The 17419-nt window shown below is 55.9% G+C and carries 12 protein-coding genes; 8 read left to right on the top strand and 4 right to left on the bottom strand.

Annotation, left to right across the window (positions count from 1 at the left end):
- Positions 1-75: 75 nt before the first annotated feature.
- The 5 genes from aroB to hemE all read left to right on the top strand — a co-directional run bounded on the left by aroB (position 76) and on the right by hemE (position 10109).
- Positions 76-1161, top strand: a complete 1086-nt coding sequence (gene aroB, locus D9N13_RS21060) for a 3-dehydroquinate synthase (protein WP_290593941.1) — start codon at positions 76-78, stop codon at positions 1159-1161.
- 8 nt (positions 1162-1169) lie between these two features.
- Entirely contained in the window at positions 1170-2711 is a 1542-nt protein-coding gene (locus D9N13_RS21055; RefSeq protein ID WP_290593940.1) for an SPOR domain-containing protein, read from the top strand.
- Between the two features lie 223 nt (positions 2712-2934).
- Complete coding sequence (gene gltB / locus D9N13_RS21050) at positions 2935-7392, top strand: glutamate synthase large subunit (RefSeq protein WP_290593939.1); 4458 nt, start codon at positions 2935-2937, stop codon at positions 7390-7392.
- Positions 7393-7440: 48 nt separating this feature from the next.
- Positions 7441-8859 (top strand): FAD-dependent oxidoreductase, encoded by a 1419-nt coding sequence (locus tag D9N13_RS21045; RefSeq protein WP_290594285.1) that lies wholly within the window; start codon positions 7441-7443, stop codon positions 8857-8859.
- Between the two features lie 185 nt (positions 8860-9044).
- A complete protein-coding gene (gene hemE, locus D9N13_RS21040) occupies positions 9045-10109 on the top strand; it encodes a uroporphyrinogen decarboxylase (RefSeq protein ID WP_290593938.1) in 1065 nt (354 codons plus the stop codon).
- A 103-nt stretch (positions 10110-10212) separates the two neighbouring features.
- Here hemE and D9N13_RS21035 read toward each other — a convergent pair whose 3' ends face one another.
- A complete protein-coding gene (locus tag D9N13_RS21035; protein WP_290593937.1) occupies positions 10213-10662 on the bottom strand; it encodes a PaaI family thioesterase in 450 nt (149 codons plus the stop codon).
- Positions 10663-10771: 109 nt separating this feature from the next.
- Between D9N13_RS21035 and D9N13_RS21030 the strand changes: the two genes are divergently transcribed.
- Complete coding sequence (locus D9N13_RS21030; protein ID WP_290593936.1) at positions 10772-11857, top strand: polysaccharide deacetylase family protein; 1086 nt, start codon at positions 10772-10774, stop codon at positions 11855-11857.
- Between the two features lie 90 nt (positions 11858-11947).
- Here the strand turns inward: D9N13_RS21030 and D9N13_RS21025 are convergent, their stop codons facing one another.
- Together D9N13_RS21025 and D9N13_RS21020 are read right to left on the bottom strand one after the other, a co-directional pair.
- Positions 11948-12748, bottom strand: coding sequence for a crotonase/enoyl-CoA hydratase family protein (locus D9N13_RS21025; RefSeq protein WP_290593935.1), 801 nt, complete (start codon positions 12746-12748; stop codon positions 11948-11950).
- An 86-nt stretch (positions 12749-12834) separates the two neighbouring features.
- Positions 12835-13479 (bottom strand): TetR/AcrR family transcriptional regulator, encoded by a 645-nt coding sequence (locus D9N13_RS21020; protein ID WP_290593934.1) that lies wholly within the window; start codon positions 13477-13479, stop codon positions 12835-12837.
- A 205-nt stretch (positions 13480-13684) separates the two neighbouring features.
- On the opposite strand from D9N13_RS21020, the gene D9N13_RS21015 reads away from it, so the two are divergent.
- Positions 13685-14908 carry a DAPG hydrolase family protein gene (locus D9N13_RS21015; protein WP_290593933.1) on the top strand — a complete coding sequence of 408 codons (1224 nt, stop codon included), beginning with the start codon at positions 13685-13687 and terminating at the stop codon, positions 14906-14908.
- Between the two features lie 107 nt (positions 14909-15015).
- The gene (locus D9N13_RS21010) at positions 15016-15849 is read left to right on the top strand and encodes an alpha/beta hydrolase (RefSeq protein ID WP_290593932.1); all 834 of its coding nucleotides are present in this window, start codon (positions 15016-15018) and stop codon (positions 15847-15849) included.
- Here D9N13_RS21010 and D9N13_RS21005 read toward each other — a convergent pair whose 3' ends face one another.
- The gene (locus tag D9N13_RS21005) at positions 15850-17415 is read right to left on the bottom strand and encodes a SpoVR family protein (protein ID WP_290593931.1); all 1566 of its coding nucleotides are present in this window, start codon (positions 17413-17415) and stop codon (positions 15850-15852) included.
- Positions 17416-17419 lie beyond the last annotated feature (4 nt).

Below are 17419 nucleotides of genomic sequence, written 5' to 3'. Positions count from 1 at the left end.
GGCCCCTGGCATAGTCCGTTTCCCATGGATTGCTGTTACAATAGCGGCCGTCGAACATGAGTGAATGGAATGTCAATGGAAACACTTGGTGTAGATTTGGGGGATCGCAGCTATCCCATCTATATTGGCTCCGGACTGCTGGATAGGCTGGGGGATTTGCTTCCCACCCTGGCGGGGAAGCAGGTTCTGGTGGTTACCAATACCACCATTGCCCCGTTGTACCTGGATCGGGTTATGGCCGGTCTGGAGGGTTTGCAGGCCTGCAGTTTGATTTTGCCCGATGGCGAGCAGTATAAGACCCTGGATACTCTGAACCTGATATTTACAAAATTGCTGGAACAGAAGCACAGCCGTACCACCACCCTGGTGGCCCTGGGGGGCGGGGTGATCGGTGACCTCACTGGTTTTGCTGCGGCTGCCTATCAGCGGGGTGTGGATTTTGTCCAGATTCCCACTACCTTGCTGTCCCAGGTGGATTCCTCCGTGGGCGGCAAAACCGGGGTGAACCATGCCTTGGGTAAGAACATGATAGGTGCTTTTCACCAACCGAAGGCTGTGATCGCCGATACAGAAACCTTGTCTACCCTGCCCGCGCGCGAGCTGTCGGCGGGATTGGCGGAAGTGATCAAATATGGGTTGATCCGGGATGAGGCGTTTCTGCACTGGATGGAAGATAACATGAGCAGACTGGTGGCCCGGGATAGTGCCGCGCTCACCCATGCGATCAAGCGTTCCTGTGGGGTGAAGGCTGAGGTGGTCGCTGCCGATGAGCGTGAAGGCGGTTTGCGCGCCATACTCAATTTGGGGCATACCTTTGGCCATGCGATCGAGGCGGTCCAAGGCTATGGGCGCTGGCTGCACGGTGAGGCGGTGGGTGCCGGCATGGTGATGGCGCTTGACCTTTCCTGCCGCATGGGGAATGTGCCGGCAAGCGCTGTGGCAAGAGGCCGTAATATTATTGCGGCGGCGGGGTTGCCGGTGCTTGGCCCAGCCGATATGTCCGTGGACACCTATCTGGAAAAGATGGCCGTGGATAAAAAGAACGTTGATGCGCGCATCCGCCTGGTGTTGCTTGAGCGGGTGGGCAGTGCCATAGTGACAGCCGATTTTGACCCGGGCATGCTGCGTGCTACCTTGCATGACTGCACCGCCCCGACCTGAGCTCCCTTATGACGATGACGTCGAATCGTACCTCCCCCTTTATCGATGGCGCAGTGGATGGGCTGTTCTTTCCCGGTGCCGGCCGGCAGGATGCAGTGCAGCAATTGACGCACCTGCTGCGTTACGGGCCGGCGTTACTGTTGCTGTATGGTGATGAGGGCATCGGAAAGCATTTCGTGATCGACCGTTTGCTCGCTGAACTGGATTTTGATTTATTTGATGTAGCCATGGTGCAGGCCGACGTGCTGATGAATTCAGACAGCATATTGAGCAGGCTGGATGGCCCCTGGCATTGTCCAACCGGCTTTTCCCAGGACAATTTACAGGCCCAGTTGATTGACTGCGCCACTTTGGCTGACGATGAATCCAGGGTGCTGCTATTGGTGGTGCGCCATGCCCAGTACCTGGATGACTCCAGTATCGAGCTGTTATCCCTGATGTTGGCTTCCAGCGCCGGTTTGCCGGTTAAAATCCTGTTGGTGATGGATGCCGATGATCCTGACCAGCTCGATCAGTTCGGGCCGCTGTTTGACCGTGTCCCTGACCATTTTCGTCTGTCGCTTGCCCCCTTTACCCAAGGGGAGACCCGGGCATACGTGGAGTATCGTATGCGCACCGGAGGTATGGGTTCTGCGCGTTTCAGTGATGACCAAATGCAACGCATTTTCAATCTTAGCCTGGGGAACGCGCGGCGCATCAATGAGGTGGCAGGTGAACTGTTGCAGGCGGCGCTGGATAGCCCTCAGGGGGGCGCTAACAAGCCGGCCATCCCCTGGATGCACGTAGGTGCCTTGGGCACTGTATTTCTGCTGTTGGCGATATTGATTTTCTCCCGCGGTGAAGTGGAACCAGGGACTTCAGCGGAGGTTGGGGCGGAGCCCGGGCCCCGGAATATTGCCCGCTCAGAACTGTCCCCCGGGTCAGAGCCTTCTGCCCAGGCAGAGCCTTCCGCTGAGCAAGAGCCTTCCGTTCAGCAAGAGCCTTCTACCGGAACGCAGAAAGACGAGACCGGGCTGACTGAAAAACTGCCAGCGCCGGTTGCGGCTTCTGCTCCCGCGGTAAAGCCCTCCGGCACCAGCGTCAACGAATCTCAATCTAACGGTGAGTCAAAGGCAGATCAGCAGGCGCCGACGCAAGCAGCGGAGCCGGCCCGAACGGCTACTCCGGTCACCAGCGACAAGGCATCAAAGCCGGTAGTGGGGCAAAAGCCGGTAGCGGCGCAAAAGCCAAAACCGGTGGTTACCGCACCCAAAGTGGACTCACGTACCGCCTGGATACGGTCATTGCCCGGCGATCATTATGCTTTACAGCTGTTGGGTGCCCGGGAAAAAGCCACGGTTGATGCGTTTTTGGCAGACTACCCGAGTGTTCAGAAACTAACCTACTATCAAACACAGCGTAATGGTGCGGCCTGGTATGTTGTGGTGCAGGCCAGCTTCTCCGACTATGAGCAAGCGAAGGCTGCCGTGGCAAAATTGCCGCAAAAACTGCAAAAACAGGGCCCTTGGATCCGAAAAATCGAAGCAATTCAAAAAGATCTAAAAAACTGACGGGTCATTGTTAACTTCTTCATTTCTGGACTGTTTTTTGCGTGCCTAATGAAGCTTTGGCAGGCAAATACAGCATTGAAAGGCCCTTCGGTCACGGGTTGGGTTTGTTCCAAGGGGGGTTCGCATGTAAAATGGCTCTCCATTTTTGCCCGGCCCAACATTAAGGCCTGCGAGAATCGCTATTAAACCTTTGAATTCACTGGAAAAAGGGCTTTCGCTTGTGATGAGTGTACAGAGTGGTGGGCTCTACCATCCTGACCAGTTTAGAGACAACTGTGGCTTTGGCTTGATTGCCCATATGAAGGGCGAAGCCAGCCACAATCTGCTGCAGACCGCTATCGAAGCGTTGACCTGCATGACGCACCGTGGTGGCATCGCTGCCGACGGCAAGACCGGCGATGGCTGTGGCCTGCTGTTGAAAATGCCGGAAGCCTTCTTTCGTTCTGTTGCCAAAAAAACCTTTGGTCAGGAACTCTCTGCTGCGTTTGCAGTGGGCATGGTGTTCCTGTCCAGGGATGCGGACAATGCTGCCCGTGCCCGTTCCGCGCTGGAACAGGAAATCACCAAGCAGGGGTTGGACACAGTGGGCTGGCGTACCGTGCCGGTGGACAGCTCCGTGTGCGGCAGCATCGCTCTGGAAAGCTTGCCGACTATTGAGCAGCTTTTTATCAACAGTGCGGGGATGTCCGAGCAGGAGCTCAATCGCCGCCTGTTCTTTGCGCGCCGTCGTGCCGAAGTGGTACTGCAGCAAGACCGCGACTTTTATATATCCAGTCTGTCCGCCTCCGTGGTGTCCTACAAAGGCCTGGTGATGCCGGCCGACTTGCCATCTTTTTATCAGGATCTGGCAAACAAGGACATGGGTACAGCGATCTGTGTGTTCCACCAGCGCTTTTCCACCAACACCCTGCCACGTTGGCCGTTGGCGCAGCCTTTCCGTTATCTGGCCCACAATGGTGAAATCAACACCATTATGGGGAACCGTAATTGGTCAGTGGCACGCACCAGCAAGTTCAAATCGGACCTGTTACCGGGCCTGGATGAAATTACTCCGTTGGTGAACCGCACCGGTTCCGACTCATCCAGCCTGGATAACATGCTGGAACTGTTGCTGGCAGGTGGCGTGGACATCTATCGGGCTGTGCGCATGATGGTGCCTCCCGCCTGGCAAAACGTGGAAACCATGGACGCCGACCTGCGTGCATTCTACGAATACAACTCCATGCATATGGAACCCTGGGATGGCCCCGCCGGCCTGGTGATGACCGATGGCCGTCATGCCATCTGTATGCTGGACCGAAATGGTCTGCGCCCTGCCCGCTGGGTGATCACCAAGAACGATTACATCACCTTGGCTTCTGAAATCGGCGTGTATTCCTACAAGCCGGAAGATGTTGTAGCCAAAGGCCGGGTGGGCCCCGGTCAGATTCTGGTGGTGGACACCGAAACCGGTGATGTATTGCACACCCGGGATGTGGATGAGCGTCTCAAGCAGGGTCAGCCCTACAAGCAGTGGCTGAAGGAAAACGCCATTCGTATCCAGGATACGTTGACCGACGAAACCCGCTCCATCGAGCAGCTGGATCCGGCGGCCATTAAAACCTATCAGAAACTGTTCCAGGTCTCGTTTGAAGAGCGTGATCAGGTGATTCGCCCCATGGCGGAGAATGGCCAGGAGGCGGTGGGTTCCATGGGTGACGATACCCCCATGGCGGTGCTGTCTGCCAAAGTGCGCCCATTGTACGATTTCTTCCGCCAACAGTTTGCCCAGGTAACCAATCCGCCGATCGATCCGCTGCGGGAGTCCATCGTTATGTCGCTGGAGACCTGCGTGGGGGCGGAACGCAACGTGTTTGAGGAAACCCCTCAACATGCTGATCGTGCCATTCTGACTTCGCCGGTATTGTCCCACAGCAAGTTTCAGCAACTGCTGTCCATAGAGCGCGATGGCTATGCCGTACAGAAAATTTCCCTCAACTATGACGCGGCCATCAGCCTGCGCCAGGCGGTGGAAAATGTCTGCAAGGAGGCAGCAGAAGCTGCCCGCAACGGCAAGGTCATCCTGGTACTGAGCGATCGTGATATCGATCAGGGTAAATTACCCATCCCGGCCCTGATGGCCACCGGTGCCGTGCATCACCACCTCACCAATAACGCCTTGCGCTGTGAAAGCAATATCGTGGTGGAAACCGCATCGGCCCGTGATCCTCATCATTTTGCCTGCCTCATCGGCTTTGGTGCGACCGCGGTATACCCGTATCTGGCTTTTGATGTGATCTGTGACCTGGTGCGTACCGGGGAAGTATTGATGGATCCCATCGACGCCCAGAAGAATTTCCGCAAAGCCATCGATAAGGGCTTGCTGAAAATTCTGTCCAAAATGGGGATTTCCACCATTGCCTCCTATCGGGGAGCGCAGTTGTTCGAAGCGGTGGGTGTTTCCCGTGATGTGGTGGACAGTTGCTTCTGCGGCGTGCAGAGCCGTATCCAGGGTGCCGGCTTTGCTGATTTCGAAGCCGATGCCAAGCGCCTGGCAGTGGATGCCTGGAAAGCTCGTAAATCCATTGAGCAGGGTGGCTTGCTGAAGTTTGTACACGGTGGTGAATACCACGCCTTTAATCCGGATGTGATCGCTGCATTGCACAAGGCGGTTCAGTCCGGTGACTTTGAGGCTTACCGTGAATACGCCGCCCTGACTCAGGACCGGCCTGTAGCCGCGATCCGTGATTTGTTGTCCCTGAAGACCGACGTGAGCCCAATCAAAGTGGACGAGGTAGAGCCTCTGGAGGCTATCCTGCCGCGCTTTGATTCTGCGGGTATGTCGTTGGGCGCCTTGAGCCCGGAAGCGCACGAGGCCATCGCCATGGCCATGAACCGTTTGGGCGGCCGCAGTAACTCAGGTGAAGGCGGTGAAGATCCTGTCCGCTTTGGTACCGAGCGCGTTTCCAAGATCAAGCAGGTTGCCTCAGGCCGTTTCGGTGTGACGCCACACTATCTGGTGAATGCGGAAGTGCTGCAGATCAAAGTCGCACAAGGGGCCAAGCCCGGTGAGGGTGGGCAATTGCCCGGTGGTAAGGTGAACGAGCTGATTGCCCGTTTGCGTTACTCGGTGCCCGGCGTGACCCTGATTTCGCCGCCACCCCATCACGACATTTATTCCATCGAAGATCTGGCGCAGCTGATCTACGACCTCAAGCAGGTGAATCCGGATGCGCTGGTATCGGTAAAACTGGTTTCCGAACCGGGTGTGGGCACCATTGCGGCGGGTGTGGCAAAAGCCTACGCTGATCTGATTACCATCTCCGGCTACGATGGTGGCACCGCCGCCAGTCCACTGACCTCAATCCGCTATGCCGGGTCACCCTGGGAGCTGGGCCTGAGCGAAGCCCACCAGGCGCTGCGCGGGAATGATCTGCGTGACAAGATCCGTCTGCAAACCGATGGCGGCCTCAAGAACGGCCTGGACGTGGTGAAAGCGGCGATCCTGGGCGCGGAAAGTTTCGGCTTCGGCACCATCCCGATGATTGCTCTGGGCTGTAAGTACCTGCGCATCTGTCACCTGAACAACTGTGCCACCGGTGTGGCCACCCAGCAGGACAAACTGCGGCAGGATTACTTCATCGGTGCCCCTGAGATGGTGATGAACTTCTTCAAGTTCGTGGCCCAGGAAACCCGTGAGTGGATGGCACGCCTGGGGGTCAGTAAGTTGGAAGAGCTGGTGGGTCGTACGGATCTGCTGGAGGTGTTGGAAGGGGTTACCGAAAAGCAGCGTAATCTGGATCTGACGCCGATACTGTCCAGTGCCCATGTGCCGGCGGACAAGCCCCATACCTGCCAGGTTCCCAAGAACGTACCCTTTGATAAAGGTGAATTGGCCGAGCGCATGGTGAAAGAAACACTGGCGGCCATCGACGCCATGGCCGGTGGTGAGTTTGAATACCGCATCACCAACTGCGACCGCTCAATCGGTGCCCGGATTTCCGGTGAGATTGCCAAGCGTCACGGTAATCAGGGCATGGCCGAACAACCGATTACCATCCGCTTTAACGGCACCGCCGGGCAGAGTTTTGGGGTGTGGAACGCTGGTGGTTTGAACATGTACCTGGAAGGGGATGCCAACGATTACGTTGGTAAAGGAATGACCGGCGGCAAGCTGGTGATTCGTCCACCCAAGGGCAGCCCGTTCAAGAGCCAGGACACCTCGATCATCGGCAACACCTGCTTATACGGTGCCACCGGCGGTAAATTGTTTGCCTCGGGTTCCGCCGGTGAGCGTTTCGGCGTGCGCAACTCCGGCGCCCATGCGGTGGTGGAAGGGGTTGGTGATCACGGCTGTGAGTACATGACCGGTGGTTTGATTACGGTGCTGGGTCGAACCGGCTACAACTTCGGTGCCGGTATGACCGGTGGTTTCGCCTATGTACTGGATGAAGACAAAACCTTCGTCGACAAGTACAACCATGAACTGGTGGAGATCCAGCGCATCAACAGTGAAGAGATGGAAGCCTACCGCCATCATCTGGTGAGCGTAATCGAAGAGTTTGTGGCTGAAACCGGCAGCAGTTGGGGCCAGTCGATCATTGATAACTTTGATGATTATGTGGGCCAGTTCTGGCTGGTGAAACCGAAGGCGGCCAGCGTGCAGAAACTGTTGAACAGCATAAGACACCGTCCTGAGTAAGAAGGATGTGATGGGAGCCTGGCTCCGGATCCATGAAAGAGGTTAATGATGGCAGAACGTTTAAGTAACGACTTCCAATTTCTGGATGTGCCCCGCAACGATCCTTCCAAGAAGGACATCGGGGTAAGACGTTCTCAGTACGTTGAGATCTACAGTCCATTCCAGCCGGAGCAGGCCGCGTCTCAGGCCCACCGGTGCCTGGAGTGCGGCAACCCCTATTGTGAATGGAAGTGCCCGGTGCACAACTACATTCCCAACTGGCTGAAACTGGTATCGGAAGGCAATATTCTGGAGGCTGCTGAGCTGAGCCACCAGACCAACACGTTGCCGGAAGTCTGTGGTCGGGTGTGCCCTCAGGATCGTTTGTGTGAAGGGGCTTGTACACTGAACGACGGTTTTGGAGCGGTTACCATCGGTTCGGTGGAGAAGTACATCAGCGATACCGCGTTGGCTATGGGCTGGCGCCCGGATATGTCGGACGTGGTGTGGACCGATAAAAAAGTGGCGGTGATCGGTGCCGGACCAGCGGGATTGGGCTGTGCGGACGTACTGGTACGCAATGGTGTGAAGCCGGTGGTATTTGACCGCAATCCTGAGATAGGCGGCTTGCTGACCTTTGGTATTCCGGAATTCAAGCTGGAAAAGCCGGTGATGCAGCTGCGCCGTGAAGTGTTTGAGGGCATGGGTATTGAGTTCCGCTTGAATACGGAAATCGGCAGGGATATCACCATCGACGACCTGCTCAGTGAGTACGATGCGGTGTTTATGGGCATGGGCACTTACACCTATATGAAGGGTGGCTTTCCCGGTGAAGATCTGGACGGTGTCTACGAAGCCTTGCCGTACCTGGTGTCCAACGTGAATCGCAACATGGGATTCGAGCAGTCGGCCGACGATTTCATTAACATGAGCGCTAAGAAAGTAGTGGTGCTGGGTGGTGGTGATACCGCCATGGACTGTAACCGGACGGCCATTCGCCAGGGTGCCGATAAAGTAATCTGCGCTTACCGCCGCGATGAAGCCAACATGCCCGGTTCCCGCCGTGAAGTGGCCAATGCCCGCGAAGAAGGGGTCGAATTTCTCTTTAATCGTCAGCCCATTGCCATTATTGGTGACAACAAGGTGGAAGGCGTAAAGGTGGTGGAAACCCGCCTGGGTGAGCCGGATGCCCGTGGCCGTCGCAGCCCGGAACCCATCCCCGGTTCCGAGCAGATTCTGGATGCCGATGCGGTGATCATTGCCTTTGGTTTTCGTCCCAGCCCCCAGCCCTGGTTTGAAACAGCCGGTGTGAGCACGGACGATGGTGGCCGGGTGCTGGCGCCGGAGCAGGCTCAATTCCAGTTCCAGACCTCCAACCCCAAGATTTTTGCCGGTGGTGATATGGTGCGGGGCTCGGACCTGGTGGTGACCGCCATCTGGGAAGGCCGCAAGGCGGCCGAAGGTATCCTGGATTACCTGGACATCTGATCGGTCACACTGCTGAACAATTTGGTAACACCGTTGCAACGGGTGGAGTAATGGCGAGCGAATCGTTGTACACTTCCACCCGTTTTTTATGTTGCAATTGCGTGTTAGTCGGCTGCCGTACCGAAATGCCACAACTCTTTACGCGCAAGATGCTCATTTAGGTGAACCAAGACAATAGGCCCAACATGTCCAAACTGAAGAACGATCGATTCCTGCGAGCCCTGATGAAACAACCGGTGGATGTCACCCCTGTGTGGATGATGCGGCAGGCGGGTCGTTATTTGCCTGAGTACAAGGCCACCCGGGCCCAGGCCGGGGATTTTATGTCCCTGTGTAAAAATGCCGAACTGGCTTGCGAAGTCACCCTGCAGCCGCTGGAACGGTTTGAGTTGGACGCCGCGATTCTGTTCTCAGACATCTTGACCATACCCGATGCCATGGGCTTGGGCCTGTATTTTGAGCAGGGGGAAGGCCCCCGTTTCAGAAAAGTGGTACGCAGCGAGCAGGATGTGGCAGCGTTGCCGGTTCCGGACGCGGCGGTGGATCTGGATTACGTGATGAACGCGGTACGAACCATCCGTTCTGCGCTGGGGGGGCGGGTGCCGTTGATCGGGTTTTCCGGCAGCCCCTGGACGTTGGCTACCTACATGGTGGAAGGGGGTTCCAGCAAGGATTTCCGCACCATCAAGCGCATGATGTACGCCCAGCCTGAGGTGCTGCACGGATTGCTGGATAAGCTGGCGGACAGCGTCATTGATTACCTGAATCAACAGATTCTGGCCGGTGCCCAGGCTGTACAGATTTTTGATACCTGGGGTGGTGTGCTCAGCACCCAACACTATCAGGCGTTTTCACTCGATTACATGAAAAAAATTGTGGCCGGTTTGATCAAGGAGCACGACGGACGTGCGGTGCCCAGTATTCTGTTCACCAAAAACGGCGGACAGTGGCTGGAGTTGATCGCCGATGCAGGTGCCAACGCTGCCGGCCTGGATTGGACCATTGAGATCGGCGCGGCCCGTGAGCGGGTGGGTGACAAGCTTGCCTTACAGGGCAATATGGACCCTTCGGTTCTGTATGCCTCGCCCCAGGCCATTCGGGCGGAGGTTGCCCGCATTCTGGAAAGCTTTGGTCATGGGGATGGCCATGTGTTCAACCTGGGCCACGGTATTGCCCTGGATGCCGATCCGGACCACGCCAAAGTGTTTGTGGACGCGGTGCATGAGTTGAGTGCCCAGTACCACGCATAGACCCAGTCAGGCTTAACGGGTAATTGTTAAGCAGGCAGCCTTATGGAAGAAGCCCGGTTTGACCGGGCTTTTTTGTGCGACAGTCCGGTGACGCAATGTCGGTTCAGCGGCCGTGGGCACGGGCCTGATAACGACCGGTGGTGATGGCGCAGATTTCGCCGCTTTCGTCTTTGATTTCCTGTTCCAGGATGTAAACGGATTTGCCGTTTTCCGCCACTTCACGCTTCACCCGTTCAATTTCCTCATCGCTGATTCGGCACTCCACCGTGGCCGCGGTCTTGATGGGCTTTAAGAATTTGACACTCATTTCGGTCACGATGGGGTAGCACTGGGTGGGGTCGAAGGCGCTGAAGAACAGCGCGCCACCGGGTAATTCACCCAGGGTGAAAATGGAGCCGGCGTACATGATGCCGATGTGGTTGACGTTCTGTTCAAAGGGCATGGCCATTTTGACGTAGCCGCGCTCCATTTCAATGACCTCGGCCCCCACAAATTTCGCCAGAGGAATGGAGCCGGTGGTCATTTCATTTACTTTGTCTTTATCGAATTGCATCGGTACACCTTGGTTATGTTGGCTGAATCAGTTTAGGATGGTGATGTTGATTCAGGCGTTACTCTGAGTCCATCGCAGGATAATACCAAGGTCAATAGAGGTCGACTATATGGTCAAGCATGCTTTCAGCGCATTGTTGTGTCTGGTGAACGGGTTGTTAATTGCGGTTCATGGCTGGGCCGAGCCGGTTGCCAACAGCGCTCACCATGGTGTGATTCTCCAATATCATCATATTGCGACGGACACGCCAGCGTCCACTTCGCTCTCACCCAAGGTGTTTCGGCAGCATTTGGAGATCTTGAAAACAGAGGGCTACCACGTGTGGGGGTTGCCGGAACTGGTGACGGCATTGCGTGCAGAGCAGGCGGTACCGGACCGGGTGGTGGTAATCACGTTTGACGATGCCTATGACGACATAGCCACCACGGCGGCCCCTCTGCTGAACGAGTTCGGCTACCCGTTTACCGTGTTTGTGAGTACCGATTTTGTCGATCGCAAGCAGCACGGCTACATGACCTGGGACCAGTTGCGGGCCTTGCAGGCACAGGACGTGACCCTGGCCAATCACACACGCAGTCACCTGCATTTGCTGCGCAGGGATGAAGGCCTGTCCGATCGCGACTGGCTGCAAGCCCTGCGCCGGGAGATTGATGGGGCAGAACAGCGCATCAAAGCGGAAACCGGGCAGAACTGGCGCTATTTTGCTTATCCCTATGGGGAGGCGGATGCCGCCATCATTGACGCGCTGCAGGATTGGGGGTATCTGGGGTTTGGTCAACAATCCGGGGCCTTGGACAAGCGGCTGTTGGAATCCGGAATGGCGCCCCGGTTTCCCTTCAATGAACACTACCGTGAGCTGGCGGATTTCCGGGTTAAAGCCAGCAGCCTGCCCCTACCGGTGGTGCAGGAAACCTTCCCCGGTTGGGTGTTTGCAGAGGCGGTGATTCCCGAATTACGTTTGCAGCTTGCGGACCATAAAGGCCAGCTGACCTGCTTTGCCAGTGGTCAGGGCCCGATCAAGGTGCTCAGCAAACCACAGCATGTCTATGTGATTAAGGCCCCAAAACCGGTGGCGGTGGGGCGTTCACGTTACAACTGTACCTTGCCGGTGGCAGGTGAAGCAGGGCGTTTCCATTGGTATTCCCGAATGTGGATTCGTAAACGGGATGATGGCAGCTGGTATCCGGAGCCTTGAGCATCCGGCTGGTGTGCATGCGAATGGAGTAGGCCCCGGGCCTGTACCAGCGCAGCTGGTAAGGCGTTCGCTGCACCGTTGGGCGTCTTACTAATCGATGGTGCGATCGGTAAAGGGTATGGCCTCTTTTTTCTGATTGCGTTGCACGGAAATGCGCTGGTTCTTGGTGCCCATGACTTTGCGTTGCCAGAGCCGCTCAGCCCGTAAGGCGGCCCGATCCAAAGCCCGCCAGGCATCCTGCAACAGGAATTTACCGGCGGCGACGGCATCGGGTGAGCGCACCGAAATCTCTTCGATTAATGTCAGGGCGGTGTGCATTGGATCGTCGCTGACGTGAGTCACCAGTCCCAGTATTCTGGCATCATCAGCGCCGATAATGCGGCCTGTCATGGTGAGCTCCTTGGCCCTGTCCAGTGGCATGAGTTCCCGCATCAGCGCGACACCACCCATGTCAGGCACCAGCCCCCATTTGGCTTCCATCATGGAGAGCTGTGCGTCCGGGTGGCAAATACGGATATCGGCTCCCAGGCCCAGCTGCAGGCCGGCGCCAAAGCAGTTACCGTGCATCAGGGCAATGACCGGAACCCCTACCTCCCGCCAGCCAATACTCCAGGTCTGAAAATCGTTCTGAAAGGGTAACCACAGTTGCATATAGCTGGCGAACGCCGTGAGGGGCTTGGCCAGTACGCTTTTGAAATCCAGCCCGGCGCAGAATGAGGGGCCCTCGCCCTGCAGAATCACCGCCCGGATACCTTTCATCTTGCGGACTTTTTTCTGTGCGGCAATGACGCCTCGCAGCATATCCAGATCCATGCCGTTGTGCTTGTCGGCCCGGTTCAGGGTCACCGTGGCGATATGGTTGTTGACAGAGATGATAACGCGATCGTTCATGCTGGCTCCTTGGTGCGGTCAGTGCCCTAAGGTAGCGGTATCGCCAGCGAAAGTGAATACCAAGATTTTTAACCCGAATGCAGAGTCTATGGGCCGGAATGAACAGGTCCGAACAGGATGCCCATGATGCGCTCCACTTGTTGTTGTGGTGCTTTGCCGGGCTGTTTGTCGAGTAACTGCTGCACACCAGGTACGATCAAGGGAAAGAACGTGAGGCTTAACAGGGCGAGGAAAAAGGTGTCATTGGTGTGTTGGTTTAACCAGGGGCATTGTTCTCTGGCCCGTTCAAACAGCAGACCAATGGGGGTGTGCAGAGAGAGAAAGTTGGCCCTGACGTAGTCTGCGCGTTCATTGTCTGTGGCGGTCTCGCCCATCAACAGGCGGGCCAGCATCGGATCGGAATACGATACACGAATGAAGCTTTCCACCACCTGCTTGAAGGCCTGCAGGGGGGTTTCCATCTGCGTGGCATCCTGCAGGATCGGAAGCATGTGGGATTGGTAGTGCTCCAGAACGGTATCCGCCACCGCCCTCCATATGTCCAGTTTACTGCCGAAATGGTGCCGCAATGAGCCGTGAGTCAGCCCTGTTGCCTGGGCAATCCCGCGCAGTGTGGTGGCTTCGTAACCCTGCCTGGAGAAGCATTCGGTGGCTGCGGTGATGATTTCCTGCCGGGTGTGGGCGGCCGCTTCGGCGCTTTGTTTTCCCCTTTTACGGCGGTCGTTGGTCACGGGCGGGTGGTTCCTGCTGGTTGGTGTGGCGCTGAATGCATTCGGGGGGAAGTATAGCGGGGTGGCAAGGGGCTGAGAACCGGTGCAGTGGGCGATTGCTTTATATTATCCATATGGATAATATAAAGCATAAGGCCGATACGGAACAACGAATCATCCGCATCGAACATAACAAGTGCATAAAGTGATGAGAGGGGTAGGCACGATGCTATATCGCAGAGCATGGTTAGTGATCCTGGTATGGTGGGGGCTGGTGGCGTCGGCGCAGGCCCATTTGGGGGAATATCGCATGCCCGCCAATGGCGATCAGCAGGTGGTGGTGATAGAGCAGGTACTGGAGGGGGTCAGGCCGGAAATGCTCGACTGGTGGTGGAACAATATGGCGAGCAACGATTATTTCCAGCGCTGGCATCCACAGGCGAATCAGTCTGCGTATTGGCAAGTGCCCCCGGCCTCCTTTGAAACCCTGGACTATGCCGTGGGGGCAGTGCTGGATACCGTGCAGATGGTGGCCGGGCAAGCGGTGGAAGCGGAGTGGGCTTTCGCTGTGCCACCCGGCCCTACCCGCTGCCTGGATGAGGATCACCGCTTTATGGCGCGGATACGCTTTCCCGGTTACCCTGATCTGGGCGTGGGGTTACTGCGTTATGACTACGTGGCGGACCCGTATGGCAGGGGGACTGTGGTGCGTGTTAGTTATGCGTTACCTGCCATGATCGACGCTGCTTACCCAGGCTATAGTGCCGGGATCGGGGCCATTGTGGAAAGCAGCCTGGCAAACCTCAATGGTTTTTTGCCTGAAGCTTTCCAGCAGGAATACATCGAAGGCACGCTGTTAAGCCGGGGTAATGTTCGGTTTGAGGCTGACGGTTGGCTCAAAAAGCGCATTATTGTGGAACAGGAAATCGCCGGTATCACAGCGGACATGCTGGACTGGTGGTGGGACAACATCAACTCCACTGCCCGCTACCAGCGTTGGCATCCCACTGCCCATGTGAGTTTCGAGTGGCTTGAACCGCCCGCTCAGGCCGATGAACTGGCGTATTCCGTCGGCGCCGTGCAATTGGTGAGTGAATACATCGGCCCCTATAAATCCAACTTGCTGATTACCTGGTTAGAAGCGGAGGGTGCAATCGGGCAAGTGGAATACGATCACTGGATCTATGCCAAGACCGATCTTAAGGCGTTAAGGGGGATTTTTCCCCAGCGGATGATTCATGAGTATCAGGATAATGAATCTGGAGATGGTATTGTGATGCGCTCCATTTTTACTGTGCCGAGTTTCTTTGACCTGGTGATGCCGGGGTTTTCCCGCAGCCTGGGGGAACATGCTATTCAGGAGATGCAGTTTTTACCACGCTTCTTACCGGAATTGTTTCGGCGAGAGTTTGAAAGAGACTGGAGTGACTGTGGTCTTTGTACCGAATAACCATGGGTGATTGGCCGGGCCGACGAGGGCACCGGGGCGTTGCAGCAATGTGCTTGCTGCCGGCGCCCCATTAGACTGACGTTTTCGTGTTTAAAGCAGGAAGCGTTATGTGGTCAAGGATATCGTTTCAATCGTTGAGTGGTTATGTCTGTAATCTCTACTCACTTGAATCAGGTGAAGCGGGTGATCGTGGTACTGTCCTGTTTTTGCATGGCTGGGGCGATCACGGTGGCCGCTATCACTCAACCGGGGAACGAATACATCAAGCCGGCTTCCGGGTACTGATTCCCGAGTTCACAGGCCACGGACTCTCATCTGGCCCCCGCGGGCGGGTGGATGACTTTTCCATATTAATCGAGGATCTGCACAGCCTGGTGAAATCCCTTGCTGGACCGGTCTTTCTGGTGGGCCACAGCATGGGGGGTTGTCTGGCGTTTCATTATGCGTTGCGCTATCCAGAGCGGCTGACGAGCTTGGTGTTTAACAGTGCGGCCCTGGGGGTAAGCCCAAGAATTCCGCAGTGGAAGCGATGGTTGACCCGGCGCCTGGGTACCTGGGTGCCGCACGTCAAGCTGTTACAATTGAAGGCGGCCCACATGATGACGTCGGTACCGGCCCAGCAACGTGCCTATGATCAGGATTCGCTGCTCTACCATGGCAAGTTGGAATTCGGCACCGGACTGGCATTGATGCAGGCCAACAATGAGTGCGCTCAACAGCTGGAGGCTTTCTGCGCCCGTAACTTACCCATTCTGGTGTTGCAGGGCAGTGACGATGAATTGGTGGACCCCCATGCCGCGCAAAGACTGTATGCTGCGCAATCCCATCCCGGGTCACAAATGAAACTGTATGACGCGCGTCATGATCTACTGCATGACTATGTGGCCGAAGAGGTTACTCAACAGATGCTGGCGTGGTTGCTGCGCTGTACTGAGGCCTGATCAGACACGCTGAATCAGGCTCAGTTCCTCTTCATCCTCATCCACGTCTGTGGATTTTTTCTCAATGCCATTGGCACCGCATTTAATGGTATCCATAACGGTGTTGTCCTGTACGGACTCCAGCACGACATCGAATTTCCACAGTCGGTGCAGATGTTTCAGCACTTCTTCGGCAGACTCCTGCTCCAATGGTCGTCGATTATGGCGTACGTGGCGTAGTGTAATGGAACGGTCACCTCGAACGTTCACGTTGTAAACCTGAATGTTGGGTTCGTTCATCGACAAATTGTATTGCTTGGAGAGCGCTTCCCGCACATCGCGATACCCTGGATCATCATGAATTGCCGTGATGTGGAGATCCTTTTCCTTGTCGTCATCGTTGAGGGCAAAGAATTTAAATTCCCGAATGATTTTGGGTGACAGAAACTGCTGCACAAAGCTTTCGTCTTTGAAGTTCTGCATGGCAAAGGTCAGGGTTTCCTGCCAATTGCTGCCGGCGATTTCCGGGAACCACTTTTTGTCTTCCGGGGTGGGGTTTTCACAGATACGGCGAATATCCTGCATCATGTTGAAGCCCAGTGCATAGGGGTTGATACCACTGTAGAACTTGCTGTCGAAAGGCGGTTGGTAGACCACAGAAGTATGGGATTGCAGGAATTCCAGCATGAAGCCATCGGTGACCTTGCCTTCTTCGTAGAGCTTGTTGAGCAGTGTGTAGTGCCAGAAGGTGGCCCAACCTTCGTTCATGACCTGGGTTTGACGCTGTGGATAAAAGTACTGGGCAATCTTGCGCACGATGCGCACGACTTCCCGTTGCCAGGATTCCAGCAAGGGAGCATTTTTCTCAATAAAATAGAGCAGGTTTTCCTGTGGTTCTTCCGGGAAGCGTTTGATGTCGTGGCTGTCTTCCTTGTCGCCCATCAGCGGAATGGTTTTCCACAATTCATTGACCTGTTTCTGGAGGTATTCTTCACGCTCGCGCTGACGCTGTTTTTCCTGTTCCGCGGAAATTGGGTAAGGGCGTTTGTAGCGATCCACACCATAGTTCATCAGGGCATGGCAGGAATCCAGTATCGCCTCCACTTCATTCACACCGTAACGTTCTTCGCAGCGCATGATGTAATTCTTGGCAAATACCAGATAGTCGATAATGGATGAGGCATCAGTCCAGGTGCGGAACAGATAGTTGCCTTTGAAAAAGGAATTATGGCCGTAGCAGGCGTGTGCAATCACCAGGGCCTGCATCATCATGGTGTTTTCTTCCATGAGATAGGCAATACAGGGATTGGAGTTGATGACGATCTCATAGGCCAATCCCATCTGGCCGCGCCGGTAGTGTTGCTCGTTGCTGACAAAATGCTTGCCGTAGGACCAGTGGTTGTAGCCCACGGGCATGCCCACGGAAGAATAGGCATCGAGCATTTGTTCGGCGGAGATTATCTCGATCTGGTTGGGGTAGGTGTCCAGGCCAAAGTCTTTGGCAACGCGGCCGATTTCACGGTCGTAGTCCTGAATCAATTCGAAAGTCCAGTCTGACCCGGTTGAGATTGGAGTGCGTTCAGTCATAGGC

The organism is Ketobacter sp. GenoA1 (genome assembly GCF_003671475.1).
Lineage (GTDB): Bacteria > Pseudomonadota > Gammaproteobacteria > Pseudomonadales > Ketobacteraceae > Ketobacter.
Note: the sequence above shows the minus strand (reverse complement) of the source record. Positions and strands in the feature narration are given on the sequence as shown.